The organism is Mesorhizobium sp. M0991, from assembly GCF_040318915.1.
Classification (GTDB): Bacteria; Pseudomonadota; Alphaproteobacteria; order Rhizobiales; family Rhizobiaceae; genus Mesorhizobium.
The window spans coordinates 150,950-172,531 of the sequence record NZ_JAMYNE010000006.1; the positions used below are offsets into that span (position 1 = coordinate 150,950).

A 21,582-nucleotide genomic window follows, 5' to 3' on the forward strand; every position below is an offset into this window, starting at 1 on the left:
GGAGGCAGCGCCTTGCACGATCCGCCTCGCATTCTCGCAGTCGACGATACTCCGGAGAACCTCGAGATCCTGCGCATGCGCCTCGAGGCGAATGGCTACGAAGTGGCGACCGCCGCCGATGGTGAAGAGGGGTTTGCAAAAGCTCGCGAACTCACGCCGGATCTGATCCTGCTCGACATCATGATGCCGAAGCTGGACGGTATCAGCGTGGTTCGCCTGCTCAAGCAGGACATCTCCCTGCAGGCGATTCCGGTCATCCTCGTCACCGCGAAGGCCGACACGCGCGATGTGGTCGAGGGGCTGGACGCCGGTGGCGACGACTATCTGACAAAGCCCTTCGAGCACAGGGCGCTGTTAGCGCGGGTGCGCTCGATGCTGCGCCAGAAGGCGCTTCACGACACTGTCGCGAGCCAAGCCAAACGCCTTGAGGACCAAGCTGCGCAACTTTCCGACTGGAATCGCTCGCTCGAGCAAACCGTGGCTGAGCAGGTGACGGAGCTCGATCGAATGGCGCGGCTTAGACGGTTCCTGCCCGAACAGGTCGCCGACCTCATCGTTGCGGCGGGCAATGGAGATGCGCTCTTGCAGAGCCACCGTCGCGAGGTGACCGTTGTCTTTTGCGATTTGCGCGGCTTTACGGCCTTCGCAGAGACCGCCGAACCCGAAGAAGTCATGACAGTTCTTGCCGAGTATCATTCCTGTCTTGGTGAACAAATTGTCCGCCACGAGGGGACTCTCGAGCGGTTCGTGGGCGACGGGATCGTCGTGGTTTTCAACGATCCACTTCCATGCGCCGACCACAGCGAGAGAGCTGTCTCAATGGCTGCTGCGATGCGCGACGCGATTGACGAGCACTCAGAGCGATGGCGCAAGCGGGACTATTTGCTTGGCTTTGGGATCGGCATCGCCAGGGGCCACGCAACCATCGGGCGCATCGGTTTTGATCAGCGCTCGGACTATGCCGTCATCGGCACTGTGTCGAACCATGCCGCCCGATTGTGCGAGGAGGCCAAATCGCGCCAGATTCTTGTTAGCCAACGGGTCCTCGGAGCTGTCGAGTCGCTGGTCGAATCCGTTCTTGTTGGCGAACTGACGCTGAAGGGTTTTCGCCGCCCGATGCCTGCCTATGAAATCGTGCGGTGGATCGGTCGGCCAAGCTAGCGTTAGACGCATTCCGGCTTCTTTCGGACGATGCGGCGCGTCGAACCGCCGGCACAAAGCAGCCCAGCCATCGACCGATCCCGAAATCGCCGCAACGGGCCGTTAACGGCCTGGCAGCTTTCAGGATGACTGGCAAGAAAGCCGACCGTTGCGTCCAGCGTAGTGCGGACCGCTTTGCGCCAAAAGCGGTCATTGGTGTTGGTTCCGCGCCAAAGGCGGACGAGCTCGTAACCGATTGAAGCAACCGGAGTCAGTTATTTGCGCGAGTAAGCGCATTGACTCCGGAGGGCTTGAGCGCCCGCCACGGATCGCCGTTATCATCGAACGGGCTACCGCGGTAGCTTTTCGGCGTCATCAGAAAAAGGCGGACTCTGGCACGGTTCTGGTCTATGCCGACGCTCGTTGCCGGTCCGCCGGCCTTTTGCAACTGGTCCATGAATGAAGCGCCAGCCCACGACGTCGAGCCTGTTACGCCGACTCAATCGTTCCGCCGTGGTGGATTTGATCCGCACCGAAGGAGTGGCATCACCTTCGAGCCTCGCCGAGCGACTGAACATCAGCATCCCGACGGTGATGCGGGTGATCGAGGATCTGATTGCCGAGGATTTGGTGGCGTATGACGGGTTTGACGAGGCCAATGTCCGGGGCCGTCCCCGGGCACGCATCAAGTTCCGCGGCGCGGCGCATGCGATCATCGGCATCGAGGCCGGCAAGGGCGAGTTCTATGGCGCCGTGGCCAATCTCGAGGGCGTCGTGCAGACCGAAATGCACGAGACCGCCGATGATGATGGCGAGCGCAATTTCGAGAAGCTGGTCGGCCTGATCCACCGGCTGATGGCGGCCCCCCGCCCGCGCGGCCAGACCATTCGCGGCATCGGCATTGGCCTGCCCTCGATCGTCAGGCAGCCGGAGGGCGAAGTGGTGCTGACGCTCGGGCTCGGCTGGCGCGACATGCCGTTGCGGGCGCGGCTCAGCGAGCATTTTCAGATGCCCATCGTCGTCGAAAACGGGCGCAACCTCGCCGCCGTGGGCGAATGGGGATTCGGGGCCGGGCGTGGCGCCGACAGCGTCGTGAGCCTCTCGATCGGGCCCGGCGCCGGCGCGGGCGTCGTGATCGACGGCAAGCTCTATGGCGGGCACTCGCATGCGGCGGGCGAGCTCGGCTGGTATCTCGACGACCCCTTCCTCACCGGGCGGCCGTTCGAACATCTGGGCGACAAGCAATCGCTGCGCTTTTTCGGCATCCCCGAACAGGCGACCAAGATGCTCGAAGAGGCCAACACCCAGTATGCGGCGGGAAAGCTCACCCTGGCCGCCGTCACCGACCGGCAGGCGGACAAAATCGCGCCGGTTGTCACCGAGTTGCTCGACTATGCGACGATGGCGGTGGGCAGTGTTGCTGCCTTCATGAACCCGGAAATCATCGTACTGGCGGGCCGGGTCGTCGGCGGCGGTGATCTGGTACTCGATGTGCTGCGGCATCGCCTCAAGGGCAATGTGTACGACCCGCCGCGCCTCGTGATCGGCGCGCTGGGGCACCGCGATATCGTCCTTGGGGCGGTGCGCCTGGTGCTCGATGCGACGACCCTCAACCCTGCCGACAGCCTCGTGATGGCCGACTAAGATCAATCGATCGCGATTGACAGCGACTGAATGTCGGCATTAAGTTTCTAACTGAAAGAAAAACCGCGCCCTGCGTCGTGTGGGAGCGTATCTTTCGTGGGAGGAGTTCAATGACGAAGATTTTCAATCCGCTTGGGCGGACGATGCAGCGTCGTGACTTCTTGAAAGTTGCGGGTGCGAGCGTTGCGGTTGCAGCCCTGCCGGCGGCAGCTCGCGGTGCCGAGCCCGTCAAGGTGGTGCTGTGGTCGTGGGTGCCGGATCTCCAGCTTCAGGTCGACCTGTTCAACGCCGCGCATCCGGGCATCAAGGTCGAACTCGTGAATGCCGGCCAGGGGAACCCCGAATATCAGGCGGTCCGTGCGGGTCTGCAGGCGGGCAGCGGCCTGCCCGACGTCGTCCAGATCGAATACCAGCTGATCGAGACCTTCCGCCAGGTCGACGCCTTCGCCGACATCGGCCAGTACGCCAATGCCCATAAGGGCGAGTTCCCCGCAGGCCTATGGGCGCAGGTCGCCAAGGGCGATGTGGTCAACGGCATGCCGCAGGATTTCGGTCCGATGGCGATGCTCTATCACAAGGACATCTTCGATAAGCATGGGATCACGCCGCCCACCACCTGGGCCGAGTTTGCCGATGCGGGCAAGAAGATCCATGCGGCCGATCCGAATGTGTTTATCTCCGACGCGCCGTTCGGAGCCAATGCCGACTGGGCCTTGGGTCTGTTGTGGCCGATGGGCTGGAAGCCGGTCAGCCGCGATGGCGACAAGCTCGCGATCAACATCAACGACAAGATTGCCAAGGACTTCGCCGCCTATTGGCAGGACCTTATTGACGCGGGTGTCATCGAGACCAAGCCGGGCTTCAACAATGAGTGGTACACCGGCCTCGATTCGGGCCGCTATGCCACGTGGCTCGCTGCCGGCTGGGGTCCGCTGTTCCTGACCTCGGTTGCCAAGACCAGCGTGGGCAAGTGGCGTGCCGCCGATCTGCCCCAGTGGGACGCGAGCAAGTTCGCGACCGGCGCTTGGGGTGGCTCAGCGCTAGCCGTGATGAAAACGACCCAGCATCTGCCCGAGGCCGCCGAAGCCGCGATCTGGCTGAACATTAATCCCGAAGCCACAAAGCTCTACACCACCAAGCAAAACTTCTTCCCCTGTACCAACGCGTTGCTGTCGAGCCCGGAATGGGCGGGCAACAAGCCGGAGTTCTTCGGCGGCCAGGAAGTGAACAAAGTGTTCGCCAAATCGGCGGCCGCAGTCAGCAACTTTGAGTGGAGCCCGTTCCAGGACTTCCTCTACCAGTCGATGGCCGATGAATTCGGCGCCTCGATCGGCGGCAAGGGCACGCTGTCGGATGCGTTCGACCGCATCCAGGACGCCGTGGTCGCCTACGCGAAGGAACAAGGCTTCACCGTAGACTGATTTCTCCCGGGCAATGGCCGGGCGCGCTTGACCGGCGCGCCCGATCTCTTCATCTTGCCGGACGGGGACCATGGCAATGTCGAATTCGCCAGCCGCCGCGACGCGCCCAGCGCGATCGGGCGGTTTTACGTCACGAAAGCTCGCGCCCTATCTGTTCCTGGCGCCCTTCGTGCTGCTGTTTATCGCCTTCATCGTCGCGCCGTTGGTCTATGCGTTCTACATGAGCCTCTACCGCGACACGCTGGTGGGCGGGCGGCAATTCGCGGGTGCAGCCAGCTACATCAAGGTCACGGGCGACGCCAAATTCTGGGGCGGCGTGTGGAACCTCGTTCTGTTCGGCATCGTGCAGGTGCCGATCATGCTGAGCCTGGCGCTGTTGTTTGCCATCGTGCTCGATCGTGGCCAGGTCTATGCCAAGGGCGTCTTCCGGCTCGGCTTCTTCCTCCCCTACGCCGTGCCGAGCGTGATCGCGACGATCATCTGGGGTTATCTCTACGGCCCCACCTTCGGCCCGTTCACGCAGATGGCCAAGGCGTTCAACCTGCCGCCACCGAACTTCCTGTCGCCGGGCGCGATGATCTTCTCATTGGCCAATATCGTGACGTGGGAATATGTCGGCTACAATATGGTGATCTACTACGCCGCGCTGAAGGCGATCCCGTCGGACCTCGCCGAGGCCGCGCGGATGGATGGCGCCTCGCCCTGGCAATTTGCGCGGCTGATCCAGCTGCCGCTGCTGTGGCCGGCGATCCTGCTCACCATCATCTTTTCGATCAACGGCACACTGCAGCTGTTCAATGAGCCGTATTTGATGCGCTCGCTCGCCGGTAACACCATCAATTCGAGCTACACGCCGAACCTCTATGCCTATTCGCTGGCGACTCAGAACCAGCAGTATGGCTATGCGGCCGCCGTCTCGTTCGTGCTTGGCATCGTAATCGCCGGTGCCTCCTACATCTTCACCCTGATCACCAACCGCCGTCGGCCGGAGCAATGATGACTGCGACCACCGACATCGCCACTTTCGACGCTACCAGGCGCCGGCCCGGCGAACGGCGGCGCTCGCGGATCATCCTCACGCTGCTGCTGTCACTGTTCCTCGTCTACAGCTTCGTGCCGCTGGTCTATCTGGTCCTATCGGCAACGAAGACGAATGGCGACCTGTTCACCACGTTCGGCTTCGGCTTGGGCACCGAGTTCAACCTCTGGCAGAATCTGAGCGATCTGTTCAGCCGCGACAATGGCATCTTCTCGCGCTGGATGTTCAACAGCGTGCTCTATTCGACCGCCGCCGGGCTCGGTGCCGCGATCTTTGCTACCGCGGCAGGCTATGCGTTCGCCAAGTTCAAATTCGTCGGCCGCAATCTGCTGTTTGCGCTGGTCTTGGGCGCTGTGATGATCCCGCAGACGGCCCTCGTCGTGCCGATCTTCCTGCTGCTGGCGCTTTCGGGTCTCAGCGACAATCCGCTGGGCGTGATCCTGCCCTCGATGATCTCGCCGATCGGCGTCTATCTGATGCGCGTCTATATCGACCAGGGCGTCGACGACGAACTGCTCGATGCAGCGCGGCTCGATGGCGCCGGCGAGTTCGTGATCTTCCGCGCCATCGTGCTGCGGCTGGTGGCGCCGGGCATGGTGACCGTGGCGCTGCTCTCGTTCGTCGGGACCTGGAACAATTACTTCCTGCCGCTCATCGTGCTGCGCTCGCAGGAGTATCAGCCGATCACGGTGGGCCTTGCGACCTGGTATCAGCTCGCGCAGCAGGGCGGTGGCGGCGGACAGGTGCTGTTCTCGATTATCATCACCGGCGCGCTGGTCAGCATCATCCCGGTCATCGTGGTGTTCCTGCTGCTGCAGCGGTTTTGGCAGGGCGGCCTCACCGCCGGCTCCATCAAATAGACTATCGCCTGGAGTTTTCCGACTATGACGACTGCCTCGAAATCCGCGCCGCTCTCTGTCTGGCGGCCGATCTCGACCGACACTTTCCTCGTCGGTACCCCGCATTACCCGGAGCATGTCGATGAGAGCTATTGGCAGCGCGACGCCGACCGCATGGCAGCCGCGGGCTTCAACGCGGTGCGACTTGCGGAATTCGCCTGGCATATTATCGAGCCGCATGAGGGGACGTTCGACTTCGATTTGTTCGACCGCGCCATAGATGCGCTGGGCAAGGCTGGCATCAAGACCATCATGTGCACGCCGACGGCGACGCCGCCGCGCTGGCTGACGGCGCGTTATCCCGAGGTGTTGCGCGTCGATGCCAATGGCCGCGCCATGAGCCATGGCTCGCGCCAGCACGCCAATCTTGCGAGCGGAGTGTTCCGCGAGCATTCGAAGCGCATCACTAAAGCGATGGCCGAGCATTATCGCGGCAATTCGCACATCATCGGCTGGCAGACGGACAATGAGCTCAATACCTCTGGATCGCTGTCCTACGGTCCGGTGACTCTGGCCGAGTTCCAGGCCTTCCTCAAGGACAAGTACAAGACCATCGCCGCGCTCAACGATGCGTGGGGCGGGCATTTCTGGGCGACCGCCTACGACGATTTCGATCAAGTGGTGCTGCCCCTCGACTACGCCCCTGCCCCGGTCGGGCCGACCCATGTGGTCGACTATCACCGCTTCCTCGCCTTCGTCACCGCGCGGTTCCAGCACGATCAGGTGCTGATCCTGCGCGCCACCAATCCAGACTGGTTCGTCTTCCACAATCTGGGGCGGATCGACGACATCGACTTCCGCGGCGAGTTCTCGACCGATCTCGATTTTCTCGGCTTCGACATCTACCCGCATCTCTATGACGAGATGCAGCGGGTCGGCGGCGTCGGCGAGGCGCAGGCGCTGCATCTCGACATTTGCCGCGGCTTCACCGGCAACTTCATCGTGCCCGAGCAGCAATCGGGCTTCGGTGCGCAGCCGAACTTCTCGACGCTGACGCCCGAACCCGGCGAGATGCGCCGCATGGCCTATACGTCAGTGGCCCGCGGCGCCGATGGCGTGATGTTCTTCCGCTGGCGGCCGGCGCATTTCGGCGCCGAGATCTATTGGATGGGCATCATCGATCACGACGACATCCCGCGGCGGCGCTATGACGAGGCCAAGCAGTTTGCGGGTGAGGTCACGGCGCTCAAGGACAAGATCCTCGGCACGCATGTGCGCATGGATTTGGGCATCGCCGGATCAGATTTCGACAATCAGGAGATGCACCGCTCCTACCCCATCGGCATGCCGAGCCCGCAGGACGACGCGACGCTGCTGCACCGCTATTGCTACCGCCACAACATCGCCTGCGGCTTCATCCATCCCGAGGATGATCTCAGCAAGCTCAAGGCGCTCTACGTGCCGCATTGGCTGAAATGGACCGATGCGTGGACAGCGCGGATCGAGGCCTTCGCTAAGGCGGGTGGAACGGTAATCCTGGGCGGCCGCACCGGATCACGCGACGTTAACAACCACGTCATCCGCGACACCTCGCCGGGCAGGACGCTCTCGGCGCTGGCCGGGATCACGGTCGAGGAGTTCGGGTTGCTGCCGCCGATCGGCGGCGACGGCCTGTTCGAGCATGGCGGCCGCTTCGGCGCCAACACGGTGCGCAAGAAGCTGCCGGCGACGTCGGCGAGCCGCCAATACGAGCTCAAGATCGGGAATGCGCAGGTGACGGCGGCGCATCTTTATGAGCTGCTTAACGTCGCGCCCGGCACGGAGGTTATCGGCAGCTGGGCCAGCCGCTTCGCCGAGGGCCAAGCCGCGATGACTTCGCGCAAAGTCGGCAAGGGCAATGTGATCTACCTCGGCACGTACCTCAGCGATGCTCTGGTCGAGGTGCTGGCCGATCAGGTGCTGGAGCCCGCCGGTGTCGTGCCGCTCATCGCCGACATGCCGGCCGGCGTCGAGGCGACGATCCGCGAAAGCAAGGACCGCCGCCTGCTGTTCATCCTCAATACGATGGGCGAGCTGGCAAGCATCGGCAATGTCCCCGCGGGCAAGGATTTGCTCGGCGATGGCAAAGTACGCGGCGGTAAGCTGTCACTCCCGGCCTATGGCTGCAGCATGATCGAACTCGACTAGGGATGTTGTCGCGAGGCTTTGGGAAACGCTCGATATCTTCTGTCCCAGTGATCTTAGATTGGGCGGCGATCTCCACTCCAAGCATCCTTGTGCTGCCAGGTGCCACGACTTTCGGCGCGACCGTCACGAACACGCTTTTCGTACGTCCCTCGATCCTTTCGATGAGAAGCCGTGCCGCGTTTGCGCCAAGTTCGTGCCCCGACTGATCGAAGCTTGTTATGGTGGCGATACTGAGATCGCAAAAGGCTGTATTGTCGTGACCCATTATTGCCACGTCGCCTGGCACATGCAGACCCAGCTCCCTGGCAACGCTCAAAACCTCGAAAGCGACGAAATCCGTCCAATAAAAGACCGCTTCGGGGCGTGTTGTTTGTCGAAATAGTCGAAGCGCTTGTTTCATGAGCATCCTTCTGATCACCATCCCGCCGCTGATCGTCTACCTGTTCTTCAACCGGCAGATCGTCGCTGGCATGACGGCTGGCGCTGTGGACCCGTGTCCGCTTTGGGCCAAACCCGGACATCATGTCGCCCAAGCCGAACAGCTGCTTTGAGGAAACGGCGAATTTGATCTCAACAGCCGACATGAGGCGCGAAGCAGCCGTTAGTCCCGGACAAGGTCCGATGCAATGCGGAAATGTATTGGGCAGCTAGTCCTCCTCGCTCATCAGTCCAGAAAGCAGGCGCCTGCTTGGAAGTGCAGGCCATGCACAACCGCGAGACTTCGATTCCTTCTGTCGCGACCGCCCCGCTTCGAGCATCCGGTATGAGATGGCCTCCTGCTGCTGGCGCAGGTGATCGCTCAGTAGCTTGTTGCGTGTGATGTAGCCTGCATTAACTCCCGGGATCGAGTGGTTCATCAGGAGGTGAACGTCCAGCTCAGCAACGCCTGCGGCCTGGGCGATCGTGCGAAAGGTCTGCCGCAGGTCATTCCCCCATTTTGACAGACCGCTGCGTTTCTCCTTGTGCTCGATGACGTGACCACTTTCGCTCTCGGCCGGGAACAGCCATCCACGCGATTGCTCGGCGTAGAGAGCCCGACCAATGCGCATCACGCGGACCAGACAGCGGATCATGCCTCGCGAAAGCGGTATATCGAATGCCTTGACCTCGCCGCCCTTCGGCCTGGGTATGTGCAGGACACGCGCGCGAAAGTCGACATGCTCGACCCGCGCCTTCCTGATCGCTTCAGGGCGATGGCCTGAGAGCAGCATGAACAGGTGGAGTTCCCGACGAACAGGGTTCTTCAATGCCGCGAGCTGGGTGAACCATTCCTCCAGATCCGAAAGCCCGAGTGCCGTGTCGCGCCGATGTTCGGCATTCCAGTCTATGGCTGAGACGGGGTTGTCCGCAGGGAGCGTGCGGGCGGCCTTGCGAGCATGGTTGTAGACGGCGCGTAGCGTCCGCATGCAGCCATTGGCGATGTAGGCGCCGTTCTCCTTGGTGAGTTTCTCGTGCCGCACGGTCACGAGGGAAGGATCGTTGCCGAACTTGGAAAGCGGCTCGTCAAGCCAATCGGCCAATAGCCGCTCGACGTGATCACGATAGTTGTTGATCGTTCCATCGCTTCGGCCTTTGTTCTTCATATGCCCGTCACGGTAGCGCTCCCAGGCAATGCGCAGCGTGGGATTCGCAATCGATGGCAAATCGACCGCCGGAGCATCGCCGTCCTGCTTGCGCGTCGACGCGCGAGGGTCGACGCCGTTGGCGATCTTCCCGAGAATGTCCTTGGCCTTCGCCCGCGCCACGCGCGTTGTGAGTTCTCCAACTTCGGCAACCTTCATTCGGACGGAAAGACGCTTGCCCGCCTTCCTTCGATCACCCTGGACAACGAATGTCTTTTGCCGTTTGCCCACAAGCACCATGAAGCCCGGCAGATCGGTGTCGCGCGCAAAATATTGGCCCGACGACGCCGGCTGGAGGCTTGCAATGGCGCGGTCGGTGAGGGCGAGTCGAAGGTCTGTCATGAAATTAGTACGGCATTAGTACGGCAATTGCGCCCTGTTTGGTCTTGCTCAATCTGTCGGTTTGTCTACGCTACTATAGCCGCGCAGTACGAAACTCGCAACAACTTGAATATGTTATAACTGGCGCAATCGTACAGCGACCGGTATTGGGAAACAACAGGAAAGGCCGTCTGACAAATTCCTAATCTGTAGGTCACAGGTTCGATTCCTGTCGGGATCACCACTCAGTCACGGCAGACATGGCCCATATCGGTCGGCTCCAAATTCGCTCGACTTATCCGAGGGTTAGCCCCCAGTGGTCTCCGCATATTAGGGCTGAGCCGCGCGATCCGTCTCTGCTTCCGCCGAGTTTTCAAGGCCCGTCTCTGTGCCCGTCTTTCCGAGCCCTAATGTTTTTGTGACCGATGCAGAGAGATTGTTGACGTAACCTGTCTTAGAGAGCTGGAAGTGACCGGGCGGATATTAAAAGCCTAGAGCGGACTCCTGCTCGTTCCAATCAACCGGCAGATCGACGAGCCGAGCGAGTCGCCGAGCGGTTAGGTTCACAGGTTGAATACCCGACAAGATGCCGTCCACGATCCCCGGAGCGAGGAATGCTAGTGGCAATGCCTTGCTTAGGTCGGCACGATGGATGCCGGTAACTTTCGATAATTCAGAGATGCTGCGAGCCGACCCATTCGTAAGCGCCGACAGCATGGAGTGCGACCTTGCCAGCAGATTGACAAGGCTCGGGTCAGGAGTCTGATCGCGCTTTGGTTGATCCCCAATAATCAAGCGCGCCTCATTTCCACGCCTTTGAATCTTGCATGTGACGGTGATTTTGTGTGTCTCTGCGGCGCTGACGGGTCGTTGGGACCTTGTTGCATCGGATTGTCCGTCGCCCTGCGGATCTAGGATCACACTCACCAAAGCAGCAGGATTGATTGCGAGATCAATGGTCTCGGGCCAGAGCGTTATCCTGGTGATCGCAGTTCTGACGATCGATCTACGCTTTGCTTTACATCCTGGCGAGTCGCTCAAGAGCCCATCTGCCTCGCTCAAACCGCTCGCGATCTTATCCCTTGATGCGTACTGCTCGATCCATTCAGCCAGTCGCGATTTGTCGTTCAGCAAAGCAATCACCTGCTGATCGACCATCGCTTCCAGTTCGTCAGTCGGAACTCTCCAGCCGCTGTCCTCTTTGCGCCGAGCGACCTTCAGCCGGTTCGAGATGTAGTAGCGATAGCGCTTGCCGTGATTGTTCGCATAGGCAGAGCTCAATCGATCGCCGGTGTCGTCAAAAACAAGGCCGGTGAGCAAATGTAGGTCCGCGGCATTCGATCGCGATCGGCGTTTCGGCCCTTGCTCCTTCAGCAGTGCCTGGACCGATGCAAACAATTCCGCGTCTACAATCCGCTCATGAGCGCCTTCGTAGCATGTGTCTTTATGACGAGACTGGCCGATATAAACTGGGTTTGAAAGCAGGTGATAGAGTCGACCGCGACTGATCGGATATTGAAGGGGGTTGCCCTCCACCGTTTGGCTTAGATTGAGCTCATCGGCCAAGGCCAGCACCGACTTCAGTTCCAAGTAGCGCTTGAATAGCGATCGGATTGTTGCCGCCGCTGTTTGATCGACAATGAGCTTCTTGTGGACAGCGCGATAGCCGAGCGGGATGGTGCCGCCCATCCATATGCCTTTCTTTCTGGATGCGGCGATCTTGTCGCGGATACGCTCTGCGGTCACTTCCCGCTCGAACTGAGCGAATGAAAGAAGCACGTTGAGCGTCAGCCTGCCCATCGACGTCGTCGTGTTGAATTGCTGGGTGACAGAAACAAACGACACGCCGTGAGCATCGAAGGTTTCAACGATCTTGGAAAAGTCCATCAGCGATCGCGTGAGCCTGTCGATCTTGTACACGACCACCACATCAATGCGCTTATCACGAATGTCTTGAAGCAGGCGTTTTAAGGCCGGCCTCTCCATTGTCCCGCCCGAGATGCCGCCATCGTCGTAGAAGTCGGGAACGAGCTTCCAGCCTAGGCCGATCTGCGAAGCAATGAAGGCCACGCAAGCCTCGCGCTGCGCATCAAGTGAGTTGAATTCCTGCTCAAGACCCTCTTCGGTGGATTTGCGGGTGTACACGGCACAGCGCAGTTTCTGCTGGTTGCTCATAGCCCGAAGAACCTCGGACCGGACCAGTGAGCACCGGTGATCTCGCGGGCGATGGCGGAGAGAGACCGATGAAGCTTTCCTTCAAACAAAAACCCCTCTGCGGTCACGTCGACAATGTGGGTCTTGCCGTTCCAATCGCGCAGCAGGCGAGTCCCCTTCGATAGGGAGCGACGCGGCTTCGAAGCTGGGTCGGCATTTTTGCCATCGCCGTGCTCATTTGAAGTCTCCGACACCGAGCCTGATGCCCTTCCCGATCCATTGATGCCGACATGTCGCACTGCTTCGGCGAGGCGCCTCTTTGTCTCAGTCGACAAACCTCCGAGCCTCTTCGCTTGCAGATGCCAAGCGACCGCTCTCACTAAGAGTTCACGCCGCACCCCGCTCGGCGGCGGGCACCCATAGATCTTGATCCACCGAGCCGCGAGTTCGTCGCGAGAGAGGTCGCCGAGCGCGGCGACCTCCTGTTCGATCTTTACATCGATGGCCATGGCTTCAATCAGCCTTGGCCTTGCTGTCGAGCCGATAACGTCGGACACCGTCCTTGCCAATTTCGCTGACCAGAGGCAGGCCCAGCTTCTTCTTCACAGTCCCGGAGAGAAATCCGCGCACCGAATGAGGCTGCCAACCGGTTGCCGCTATCAACCCCTCGATTGTGATGCCCTTGGCCAAGCGAAGCTTCTTCAACACAGTGTCTGTCTTCGTTTCCACAGGCTTGGGGTTCTTGGGCTTGTCCGCAATTTCCGCTTCAGCGTTAAGCAGCTTCCGGAGGCGCTTCGGCGGCGTTGCGACAGCTTGAACCGAAAGGTTCTCAGGCTTCCCAATTCCAGTGCCTTCGTCTTTGACAGTGTCGGTAACGCGCATTGCTTTTCTCCATCAATACCGGCGTCGGACCCTCCGATGCCGGTACTGAGTCGAGCCCGCATAGAAGCTGGCGGGCCTGGAATCGGGCGGAAAGTGTTGCCCGGCCCCGACAGCAATGCTTGCCCTGCCAACGAAGTCCAGCAGAACTGGTAATTATCTTATGACCGTTTTGCGCCTCATCCAGGTCATCAAACTAGCGACGACCGCAATAGAGGTCGCGGTAGCGCCTTATTTGGCTGAACGCACGTCTAGTGTACGGTGTTTGCTTGTATTGTGGTCGATAGTTTTTAATCAACCCCAATCCGAGCAATTATGATGACGAAATACGTCTTCAGGAGAATATCTCGTCATGACCGCGCGCATCCTCGTCGTCGACAGTATCTCTGCCAATGTGCGGTTGCTCGAAGTCAGGCTCTTGGCCGAATATTTTGAGGTGCTGACGGCGTCCGACGGGTTCGGCGCCATCGAGACCTGCGAAAACGGCAAGGTTGATGTCGTGCTGCTCAATGTGATGATGCCCGACATGGACGGGTTCGAGGTCTGCAAGCGACTGAAGAGTGCTCCGGCGACATCGCATATCCCCGTAGTCATGATCACCGCGCTCGACGAGGTTACGGACCGCGTGCGCGGCCTCGAGGCCGGTGCCGATGATTTCCTGACCAAGCCGATCAACGACCTGCAGTTGATGACGCGGGTTAAGAGCCTGGTCAGGCTGAAGTCGCTGACCGATGAACTGCGCCTGCGCGCCTCGACCACCCACGAAATCGGCATCGAGGCGCTTTTGAGCCGCAGTTCCATGTTTGATGACGCGACTCTGAAAGTGCTCCTGATCGACGAGCGCAAATCCTCCTTCGAACGCATCCAGAAAATGTTGCGCGGCAAGGCCGAGCTCGACATCGCCCCCGATCCTCATGTCGGCTTCTTCAAGGCCGCCGAGGCGGCCTATGAGTGCGTGCTGATCTCGACCACCTTTGCTGATTTCGATCCACTGCGGCTGTGTTCTCAACTACGCTCGCTTGATCGCACCCGCTTCCTGCCGATCATCCTGCTTACCGACGAAGGCGAGGATAGGCGCATCATCCGCGGCCTCGAACTCGGCATCAATGACTATTTGAAGCGGCCGATCGATCAGCAGGAACTGATGGCACGGCTGCGCACGCAGGTGCGTCGCAAACGCTACAACGACCAGCTGCGCGCCAGCGTCACCCAGACCATTGAGATGGCGGTGATCGATTGTGTAACAGGGTTGCACAACCGACGTTACTTAGACAGCCACCTACTAACGCTGTTCGACCGCGCCGTGGCCCGCCGGCGACCGCTGTCTATGATAATCACCGACGTCGACCTTCTAAAGACGGTCAACGACACGTACGGCCATGACGCAGGTAGCGACGTGCTGCGCGAGTGCGCGCGCCGGCTACGCAAGAATGTGCGCGGCATCGACCTTGCATGTGTTTACGGAGTCGATGAATTCGTAGTGGTGATGCCGGACACGGACAGCACGGTGGCCGAAAAGGTCGCCGAACGCATTCGCGCCGAAATCGCTCAGTTGCCGTTTGCCATCGGTCATGAGGGCAAGACGACCGAAGTTACTGTCAGCGTTGGTGTTTCTTCGGTATTCAAAGGGGCGGATACAGTCGCAGCGCTGATAAAGCGCGCCGATGTCGCCCTTTACAAAGCCAAAAACGGCGGCCGCAACCGGGTGGTCGTTGATCTCGATTGACTGATTGCGGCCCGACGTTGTTATGGAGCTAGCGTTGTTTATGTATGAAAGGATCGACGGACCGTTCACCTCGCGATCAGGTCTTTCAGTGTGCACCTGCCTTCTGTCAGACTGAGAATCTGCCGATCAAGAAATTCCGAAGAGCTTCGGCAGACGCACGCGCCGCAAACGGCTTGAAACGATCCGCCTTGTTGGGATCGGCATGGTCCATCACCCCCTTGATGACGATCCACTCGCCAATACCACATTGCTTTGCGATCTCACCGATTGTGGCCGCCTCCATCTCGAGTCCCAACACGGTGCGCACGCCGCTGCGCTTCAACATGTCCCAAGTCATGCCATCTTTGACAACGACGTTACCGCTGGCGATTGGGCCAGTCTTGATTTCAAAGGGCAGTGTTTTTGGGGGATCGACATCCATGACAAGTGACCGTTCCACAGCACTTCGTCCTACTTCCGTAAGTTTTATCGAGGTCCCGTCTATTGTCAGCTCCCCCGACTTCTCTAGATCAACAAAGCGTCGAGGACCACTCCCCGTCGGCAAAGTAGCGTTTACGTGCTGGCAGCACACGCGGATCCAAGCCTTGATATAGCTTGTGCATCAGCCATAATTTGCGCTCCCCATCGTTTGGGTGGCCGAAACTCGGGAGATCACGAGGATCGAGAGACTGCGCCGCCGCAAGCCATTCCTTAGATATTCGCGCCTGGCGGATGTCGCTGAGGAATTCGTCCTTTTCGCGTTTTCCCTCGTCGTATTGATAGGCAAGCTCCGAGACGATAAGATCACCAAGCTCAACATCGCCTGGGTTGCCAGCGCAAACCCCACACATCACAAGACATTTAGGTCGGAGATAGTTGGCGAGATTGGTCGCCACCGGACTTGTGCTCACGGACCCCATGCGACTCGGTTTCGCTAAAGCTATACGGAAGCGCGCTTCTTCTCCTATGAAGAAGGACCCGACTAGATAATCGTCGTTGAGATGGGTCTTTCGCGGTAGCCATTCCTGCACGCCTTCAGGCGACCGGGCACGGGTGCCAAACACCGCGCGTGCCTCAGCAAATTCATCGGCAATGGCGGTTATCAACAAAACATCCACCGATTCGCCCTGTGGACCGATTACCGCAGCCTGAGACTCGCGGCTGAGTTTGAAGAAGCCCTTGGACAATTGGCTGGTCCAATAGTTCCCGCTTAATTCGCCGGTATGTTCATTTAGTCGAAGGATCGCCGCACCCTTATATGGGTTGACTGCGTCAGACCACATGGCTTTGGGTTCTACCTCGTACATGTAATGAATGACGGGGCGTCCTGATACCTCATGACCAGGCTTCGCGAGGATCGTGCGGGAATCCGAGCCAATCGAATACACTTGCATGTCGATCCCCCAATCGCTCTGACGAATGATGGCGGTTGCATCGACCTTTCCGGTACGGTCACCCCGTTGCCAATGGATTTCCATCTTCCAAGTACCGCTCACGGTCGGGAACGCGCCGTCGTCCGACCTCATCGCTTCGTGCGGCCCGATCTCATCTGAACGATCATCATTAGGCACCTGCGGCTACCTCCATACCGTCTTTGAAAATGACCACGCCGTAATGTGTACTCGCTACACCTGCCGCGATCACGCCCGGCAACGCCGACCCGAACAGTGCTGCCAGATACCGTCCGCCATGCCTTGGGGTGGGATGCGGTATTACCACCGACCGCAGGATCGGGGGCGAAAAATACAAGGAGAGCGAGCTGATTTCCAAGGTCGATGAAAGAAGATGGAATCCGTCATGGAAATCGCTGGAGTCCTTGGATATTGAACTCAAGACCCCGGTTGTAGATCCTCTGCGGGGCGTGACAGATCTAGGCCGTAACGGAAAAGTCGGAAGCGTATCGGGGGTGTCACTGACCAAGACCCCGATACCTGAAAACAGCGCTCCGCTTTCATCGCGAACGCTTCGCAGCAAGCCGTAAAGGCTTCCAACAATTGCATTTTTTTGGTCTGTCATCTCCGTAACCTACATAGTTTTCGCAGCACAGACTCCATGCAAGTGCGGTCCGCCTTGCGTCCCGGAGCCGGCAGCCATCAAGCATGGAAAGAAACGTGCAGCCCGTCTGGAAACGGTGCGAGACCCACGATGCAAAGTAGCAGACCCGAAATATAGAAGGTCGATTTTCTGACGACGCTCTCGATACTGGCGATGTCGTCGTGAGACGGCGTCGGGGCCTTCTCCGGATGTGTATGCCAGTCCCCCACGTACTCAAGCCCAGTTGCGAAATGCTGGTCAATCTCCTTCTGCTCCGCTTTGCGATCCGGCCAAAAATGAAACCGCCCCCGTCGATCCGCCGGCCTGGGGCCAGTCGCCGCTACCACAAGCCAGACATCACCCTTAATGTCGGCGAATAGCTGTCCTCCAGCCTCCCTGCTGAACCAGCCCGTCTGTCGGTGGGCGTTGAAGACCTTGAGCACATCTGGTGAGAACCGGACGGTCACGTGGTGGAACTGGGCTACGACCGAATTATCTTCAAGGGTTACGGCCATTGTCGCTCCATCACTCCCGACACCGACACCGCGGGCTTGGTCGCCTTGAACTCCTCCGTCCATTGCCCTTCGGCACGTGCGAGATTGCGATCCGAAGTCCACCATGTACGCCAGGCGCCGGCCAACTCTGGCTCTAGCAATCGATCGAGGCAGAGCTCAGCGATCATCGCCTGGACCGCGACAACCTCAGGCGCCCCGAACGGTGTCGTGGCGTTCCCGCATTCCTTGGGCGGCTGACGATCGTTCCGAGATGCCGGACGCCGAGGCACGCCCTCCTCAAACCCGTCCGTGAACCGGGCGCCATCTCCCAACAGCAGCAACGCGTGCCCGGCAACACCCCATGCCTCCATCCAGCCGAACACCACGGCTATCGGTGGAGCTCCGTGCCGTGCGAGCTCGGCGATGTAGTTGTCGGCGTGCAAGGATCCCGTAGTGGCCACGATGAGGTCCGCGCCCTTCAATATGTCGTTCCCGGACACGACGAGGTCCTGGATGGTTTTCGAGAAAGCCCTCACTTCGACCATCTCCGGCAAGTCTTGCCGTAGGTCCGATGCCAAGGCTTCCGGCTTCGAATGGCGGACGCTACGGCCACCAAGCTCATGACGTCGAATGTTCTCCCAGCCAAGAGTCTCGTGATCAACGAGATCTAAGCGTCCGACGCCTGCCTTCGCGAGTAGGCGCGCGACGCCCGCGCCGACAGCGCCACAGCCGACCACAACTACTCTCTTGTCGGCGAGATCGGTCAGATCGACGACGCTACGGGACGTCGAACTATCAAGCAGTGATGTCCGCAGACGCTGAATGGTATAGTGTTTGAGAAGGTCGCCCACGGCGAGTTTGTCACGGGGATGAAGCTTGAGCCTCGGCTTCCGTCGAGAGCCCCTTTTCTGTGGAGGAAGATTTTTCATCAGGCGGACACCCGCAAATTGGCGGCGGCCGGAAGGCGCAACGCCGACTAGCACCAAGACGATCCCGTTCGGCACCGCACTCACAGCCTTCAACATCGCCTCTCCACCATCGACGGCGTGCGTCTGGAGGAGTTTGAGAAGGCCTAAAGGATCCGCGGGAAATTCCGACGGCAAAGGGAACTTCTTGAGCTCGACGAAACGGGCGGCATTCGTGTGCTTGGGTGCCTCCCCGTTCCGATTCTCCCACCACCGAAACATCAATTCCTTGCTGGCAAATACAAAGACCTCGTTGCCAGTCAGGAGATATGACCCTGTCGATGCACGTTCCTCGTAGAGCAACGAGAGCGTCGGGCTGCCGACATGAGCACGCTGGCTCCAGTAGTTGGTGAAGTCTTCCTTGAGATCGGCGTCTTCAGTCCCTGTCTGATGCGCACAAAGGAGCTCGAGGGCTTCCGCCAGCACCTGTCGGGCGGCATCCGCCGGATCGGTGGTAAACTCAACCTTCGTCAGGCATAAGCGACCATCAAGCTCGACATGCGGCAGGTTTCGCTGGACGTCGTAGTTGATGATATAAGCGTTCGGCCGCGAATACGGGAACGCAGCGTCGGCCACGATGGACAAATCCTGGCCCCACACCTCGAACAACCAGAGATGACGGCCCGTCGGTCGCCCCTTGGCATCCTCGCAGGCGCGATATCCCCTGTACTCCGGCCGATAGGCCTCGAAGAGCGCCGAGACAGCGTCAATGGCTTGAGCGATGGTGAGCAATGGACCGCGCTCAGGCGTACCGGGTCTCACCTCGCTTGATCGCCGGACCTACTTTCTGGGCGAGAGACTTTGCCCCGTCCGGATCGGGCTGCTGGGAGAACCAGTCCGTGTTGAAGAACTTGTCCCAGGCGCTCATCGCGCTCGCGTGATCGCAGTCCCACTCGTCGAGAACGTCGAGATGCTTGAGCTTCTCATCGAGTTTGTCGTATAGGAACATGGCCTTCGCATTCCCGTCCTCGATAATGTTATCGTCGAGAACCGGATGCTTGACCGCCTGCTTCCAGGAAAGCTTGTCCCTGACCGCCTTCGCAACATTGCGAAGCGCCTTGTCATCGCGGTCGGCGACCTCGGCCCAGTGATCGGCCGCGAGCTTCGAGATGACGAATCCGTTCGAAATCTTGCCCTTCCAGCTCGATCGGCTGCGCGCGAAAGCCTTGAGCAACCTGACTACTTCAACAAACTGTCCCTTGTCGCTGTCTTTGGACGCGTTGGCGCAATTGTCCTTGTTGAAGTCTTGGAACCACGACGTCACTGCCAGCGCATCCGATCGCTTCCAAGTAGAGCTAGCCAGCTCGTAGTGGTCCGACTCCTTTCCGGTCCAGGCATCTTTCACAACGACGTGGCGGTAGACGGGCACGTCGATGTGATAGCCCTCGTTGTAATAGACCCGCACGCAGTTCTTAAGGGCTTCTGGGGAGTCGTTGAAACGATCGTCCTGCAGCGCGTCGCACACCATCTCACGGGCCGCGAGGGGTGTCTTGTCGCCTCCTTTCAGGCCGACGAGGTCCTCCTTCTTGAAATAGACACCGTCGTCGATGTCATAGTCCTCGCCATTTTCGACGATCATTGTGCGCATCGCGTAGGAGCCCTGCGTGCGCTGCCCGATCGGGGTCGGATCGTCGTTTGCGGCGAGGCCGTCTTTCAGCCGCTTCCGGTTGGTTTTTGCCTTTGTAAAGATGTCTTTGCGGCTGTCATTCGGAAGCCGCACTTCGTCACGCTGGTATTTCGCTAATTGGAGATGGCAATCTCTCATTCGAAAAACTCCTTGGGTACGCCTGCCTCTGGCATCGTAGGCAGAGACATCATGAGATTGTGGATCGATTGACCCTGCAGATTCCGAGGGTCGTCACAGGCGCTCCTGACCATGTCGGCGTCGGCCGACGCCTGGCTAATGAGCGCATTCATCGCCTCGGGCCGACTATCGTCGAGCCCGAGATACTCGAGTTTCGAGGCCGGAATTTTCTGCTGCGGAAAGCGGACGTGTTGCACCTCCCTGCCGCATTTGCTCAACACGTTGGCGAACATGCGAGCCATGTTATCGAAGGCGAATTCCTGGGCCGTGATGCTGAGCGGCGCGACATCGGCCCCCAGCTTCCACTGAAGCATCGACCTGTGGACCTGTGTCGGCGAAATCTCCTCTCCCTCAGGTCGAGAGCAAGTGCCCAAGGAGAATATCTGGATGGGCTGCCCCTCTTCAGCGTTCATCAGCGCGTCCAGCATCCCCACCATGACCGGGTTGTTCGCCCACAGTCCACCGTCTGCAAACACCTCGATCTGCTCGTGCTTGCTGTCGGGGTTCTTGATCGCCGCCAGGGACCGGTAGATCGGCGCCGCGCTCGAGGCCAGGCAAATATCGACTAGCTTATAATTGTCATCGCGGACTCCGCTCGTCTTCGTTTTCTTGAAGACCCACGCCCGGTGCGTGCTCATGGCCACCGCAGGGATCGATAGCGAAATTCCCCGCTTCCTATAGACGTCGAGCATGGTGATGTCTCCGAGCTCTACCCTGAGGGCTTCCCGCAGCGCCGCATCGCCGGCTTTGACTATGTTGCCACCCTTGGCGATGCGGGCAATGAGATTTCCTTTGCTCTCGGTAATGCGCTCGGGGAAGATCTTCTTACCCCAATCCCGGTAGAGCTTGACTAGATCGTTCATAGGGCGGCCGATCGCAGCGGCGCAGGCGATGATGGCCCCCGTGCTCGTTCCAGCGATGAGATCGAAGCCGCCGCCCAGGTCGAGTTGTTCCTTCCCGCGTATCCTGCGATATTGATCGAGCAAGCGATCGAGAAACGCAGCAGTGTAGATTCCACGCATACCGCCGCCGTCGAGACACAGAACCCTGAAGGGCCTTCCCACAGGGGGTGTAGGCTCGGCAGCTTCTTCCATTCAATGAATACCTTCTGCGAGCTACGGACTCTGCGCTCGAAATTTAAAGTCTTCCGATTCTTCCCTCGTTACAAGAACATACCATGCTCAATTATGATTTATAACGCCGCGCAAATTCGAAGTGGCAAAACATATTGGCGGATGAAATGGCATCTTCGAATTCGGTCGCCGTCCTAACCTACGAAGACGCGACCTCTGAAAAAAGCCGCTATTGGCGCGAAGCCGCCATCACCTATACTG

At 59.5% G+C, this 21,582-nt stretch carries 19 protein-coding genes and 1 pseudogene; 8 read left to right on the top strand and 12 right to left on the bottom strand.

Features of this window, described 5'->3' with window-relative positions; translation table 11 throughout:
* The first annotated feature begins 12 nt into the window (after positions 1-12).
* A complete protein-coding gene (locus tag NKH70_RS11795; RefSeq protein ID WP_353025350.1) occupies positions 13-1,161 on the top strand; it encodes a response regulator in 1,149 nt (382 codons plus the stop codon).
* A gap of 250 nt (positions 1,162-1,411) precedes the next feature.
* On the opposite strand, the gene NKH70_RS11800 is transcribed toward NKH70_RS11795, so the two are convergent.
* The gene (locus NKH70_RS11800) at positions 1,412-1,597 is read right to left on the bottom strand and encodes a hypothetical protein (RefSeq protein WP_353025302.1); all 186 of its coding nucleotides are present in this window, start codon (positions 1,595-1,597) and stop codon (positions 1,412-1,414) included.
* Positions 1,598-1,599: 2 nt separating this feature from the next.
* Between NKH70_RS11800 and NKH70_RS11805 the strand changes: the two genes are divergently transcribed.
* From NKH70_RS11805 to NKH70_RS11825, 5 genes are all read left to right on the top strand, one after another.
* The gene (locus tag NKH70_RS11805) at positions 1,600-2,784 is read left to right on the top strand and encodes an ROK family transcriptional regulator (RefSeq protein ID WP_353025304.1); all 1,185 of its coding nucleotides are present in this window, start codon (positions 1,600-1,602) and stop codon (positions 2,782-2,784) included.
* Between the two features lie 110 nt (positions 2,785-2,894).
* A complete protein-coding gene (locus tag NKH70_RS11810) occupies positions 2,895-4,205 on the top strand; it encodes an ABC transporter substrate-binding protein (RefSeq protein WP_353025305.1) in 1,311 nt (436 codons plus the stop codon).
* A 76-nt stretch (positions 4,206-4,281) separates the two neighbouring features.
* Complete coding sequence (locus NKH70_RS11815) at positions 4,282-5,202, top strand: carbohydrate ABC transporter permease (protein WP_353025307.1); 921 nt, start codon at positions 4,282-4,284, stop codon at positions 5,200-5,202.
* Positions 5,202-6,104 (top strand): carbohydrate ABC transporter permease, encoded by a 903-nt coding sequence (locus NKH70_RS11820; RefSeq protein ID WP_352700489.1) that lies wholly within the window; start codon positions 5,202-5,204, stop codon positions 6,102-6,104. Before NKH70_RS11815 ends, NKH70_RS11820 begins: the two co-directional genes overlap by 1 nt.
* A 24-nt stretch (positions 6,105-6,128) precedes the next feature.
* Complete coding sequence (locus tag NKH70_RS11825) at positions 6,129-8,270, top strand: beta-galactosidase (RefSeq protein ID WP_353025308.1); 2,142 nt, start codon at positions 6,129-6,131, stop codon at positions 8,268-8,270.
* A gap of 148 nt (positions 8,271-8,418) precedes the next feature.
* On the opposite strand, the pseudogene NKH70_RS11830 reads toward NKH70_RS11825, so the two are convergent.
* Positions 8,419-8,691 (bottom strand): annotated as a pseudogene (locus NKH70_RS11830) (substrate-binding domain-containing protein); the annotation flags it as partial.
* Between NKH70_RS11830 and NKH70_RS11835 the strand changes: the two are divergent.
* Positions 8,669-8,821 carry a hypothetical protein gene (locus NKH70_RS11835; protein WP_353025309.1) on the top strand — a complete coding sequence of 51 codons (153 nt, stop codon included), beginning with the start codon at positions 8,669-8,671 and terminating at the stop codon, positions 8,819-8,821. The pseudogene NKH70_RS11830 and the gene NKH70_RS11835 overlap by 23 nt on opposite strands.
* A gap of 96 nt (positions 8,822-8,917) precedes the next feature.
* Here NKH70_RS11835 and NKH70_RS11840 read toward each other — a convergent pair whose 3' ends face one another.
* The 4 genes from NKH70_RS11840 to NKH70_RS11855 form a co-directional block, all read right to left on the bottom strand.
* Positions 8,918-10,234 carry a tyrosine-type recombinase/integrase gene (locus NKH70_RS11840; protein WP_353025310.1) on the bottom strand — a complete coding sequence of 439 codons (1,317 nt, stop codon included), beginning with the start codon at positions 10,232-10,234 and terminating at the stop codon, positions 8,918-8,920.
* A 462-nt stretch (positions 10,235-10,696) separates the two neighbouring features.
* Entirely contained in the window at positions 10,697-12,388 is a 1,692-nt protein-coding gene (locus tag NKH70_RS11845) for a recombinase family protein (RefSeq protein ID WP_353025311.1), read from the bottom strand.
* Positions 12,385-12,924: a DUF2924 domain-containing protein gene (locus NKH70_RS11850; protein WP_353025312.1), complete on the bottom strand. Its 540-nt coding sequence runs from the start codon at positions 12,922-12,924 to the stop codon at positions 12,385-12,387. The genes NKH70_RS11845 and NKH70_RS11850 overlap by 4 nt, the downstream gene beginning before the upstream one ends.
* Positions 12,881-13,249 (bottom strand): DUF3489 domain-containing protein, encoded by a 369-nt coding sequence (locus NKH70_RS11855; protein WP_353025313.1) that lies wholly within the window; start codon positions 13,247-13,249, stop codon positions 12,881-12,883. The genes NKH70_RS11850 and NKH70_RS11855 overlap by 44 nt, the downstream gene beginning before the upstream one ends.
* Positions 13,250-13,598: 349 nt before the next feature.
* Here NKH70_RS11855 and NKH70_RS11860 point away from each other — a divergent pair, with 349 nt between their 5' ends.
* Positions 13,599-14,972, top strand: coding sequence for a PleD family two-component system response regulator (locus tag NKH70_RS11860; protein WP_353025314.1), 1,374 nt, complete (start codon positions 13,599-13,601; stop codon positions 14,970-14,972).
* A gap of 106 nt (positions 14,973-15,078) precedes the next feature.
* Here NKH70_RS11860 and NKH70_RS11865 read toward each other — a convergent pair whose 3' ends face one another.
* The 6 genes from NKH70_RS11865 to NKH70_RS11890 form a co-directional block, all read right to left on the bottom strand.
* A complete protein-coding gene (locus tag NKH70_RS11865) occupies positions 15,079-15,393 on the bottom strand; it encodes a hypothetical protein (RefSeq protein ID WP_353025316.1) in 315 nt (104 codons plus the stop codon).
* 88 nt (positions 15,394-15,481) lie between these two features.
* Positions 15,482-16,522 (bottom strand): Cap15 family cyclic dinucleotide receptor domain-containing protein, encoded by a 1,041-nt coding sequence (locus tag NKH70_RS11870; protein ID WP_353025317.1) that lies wholly within the window; start codon positions 16,520-16,522, stop codon positions 15,482-15,484.
* 522 nt (positions 16,523-17,044) lie between these two features.
* On the bottom strand, positions 17,045-17,500 hold the full coding sequence (locus NKH70_RS11875) for a Mov34/MPN/PAD-1 family protein (protein ID WP_353025318.1): 456 nt from the start codon (positions 17,498-17,500) through the stop codon (positions 17,045-17,047).
* On the bottom strand, positions 17,491-19,176 hold the full coding sequence (locus NKH70_RS11880; protein WP_353025319.1) for a ThiF family adenylyltransferase: 1,686 nt from the start codon (positions 19,174-19,176) through the stop codon (positions 17,491-17,493). Before NKH70_RS11880 ends, NKH70_RS11875 begins: the two co-directional genes overlap by 10 nt.
* Positions 19,177-19,186: 10 nt before the next feature.
* On the bottom strand, positions 19,187-20,209 hold the full coding sequence (locus NKH70_RS11885; protein WP_353025321.1) for a cyclic GMP-AMP synthase DncV-like nucleotidyltransferase: 1,023 nt from the start codon (positions 20,207-20,209) through the stop codon (positions 19,187-19,189).
* Positions 20,206-21,342 (bottom strand): patatin-like phospholipase family protein, encoded by a 1,137-nt coding sequence (locus NKH70_RS11890; protein ID WP_353025322.1) that lies wholly within the window; start codon positions 21,340-21,342, stop codon positions 20,206-20,208. The genes NKH70_RS11885 and NKH70_RS11890 overlap by 4 nt, the downstream gene beginning before the upstream one ends.
* Between the last annotated feature and the right edge of the window lie 240 nt (positions 21,343-21,582).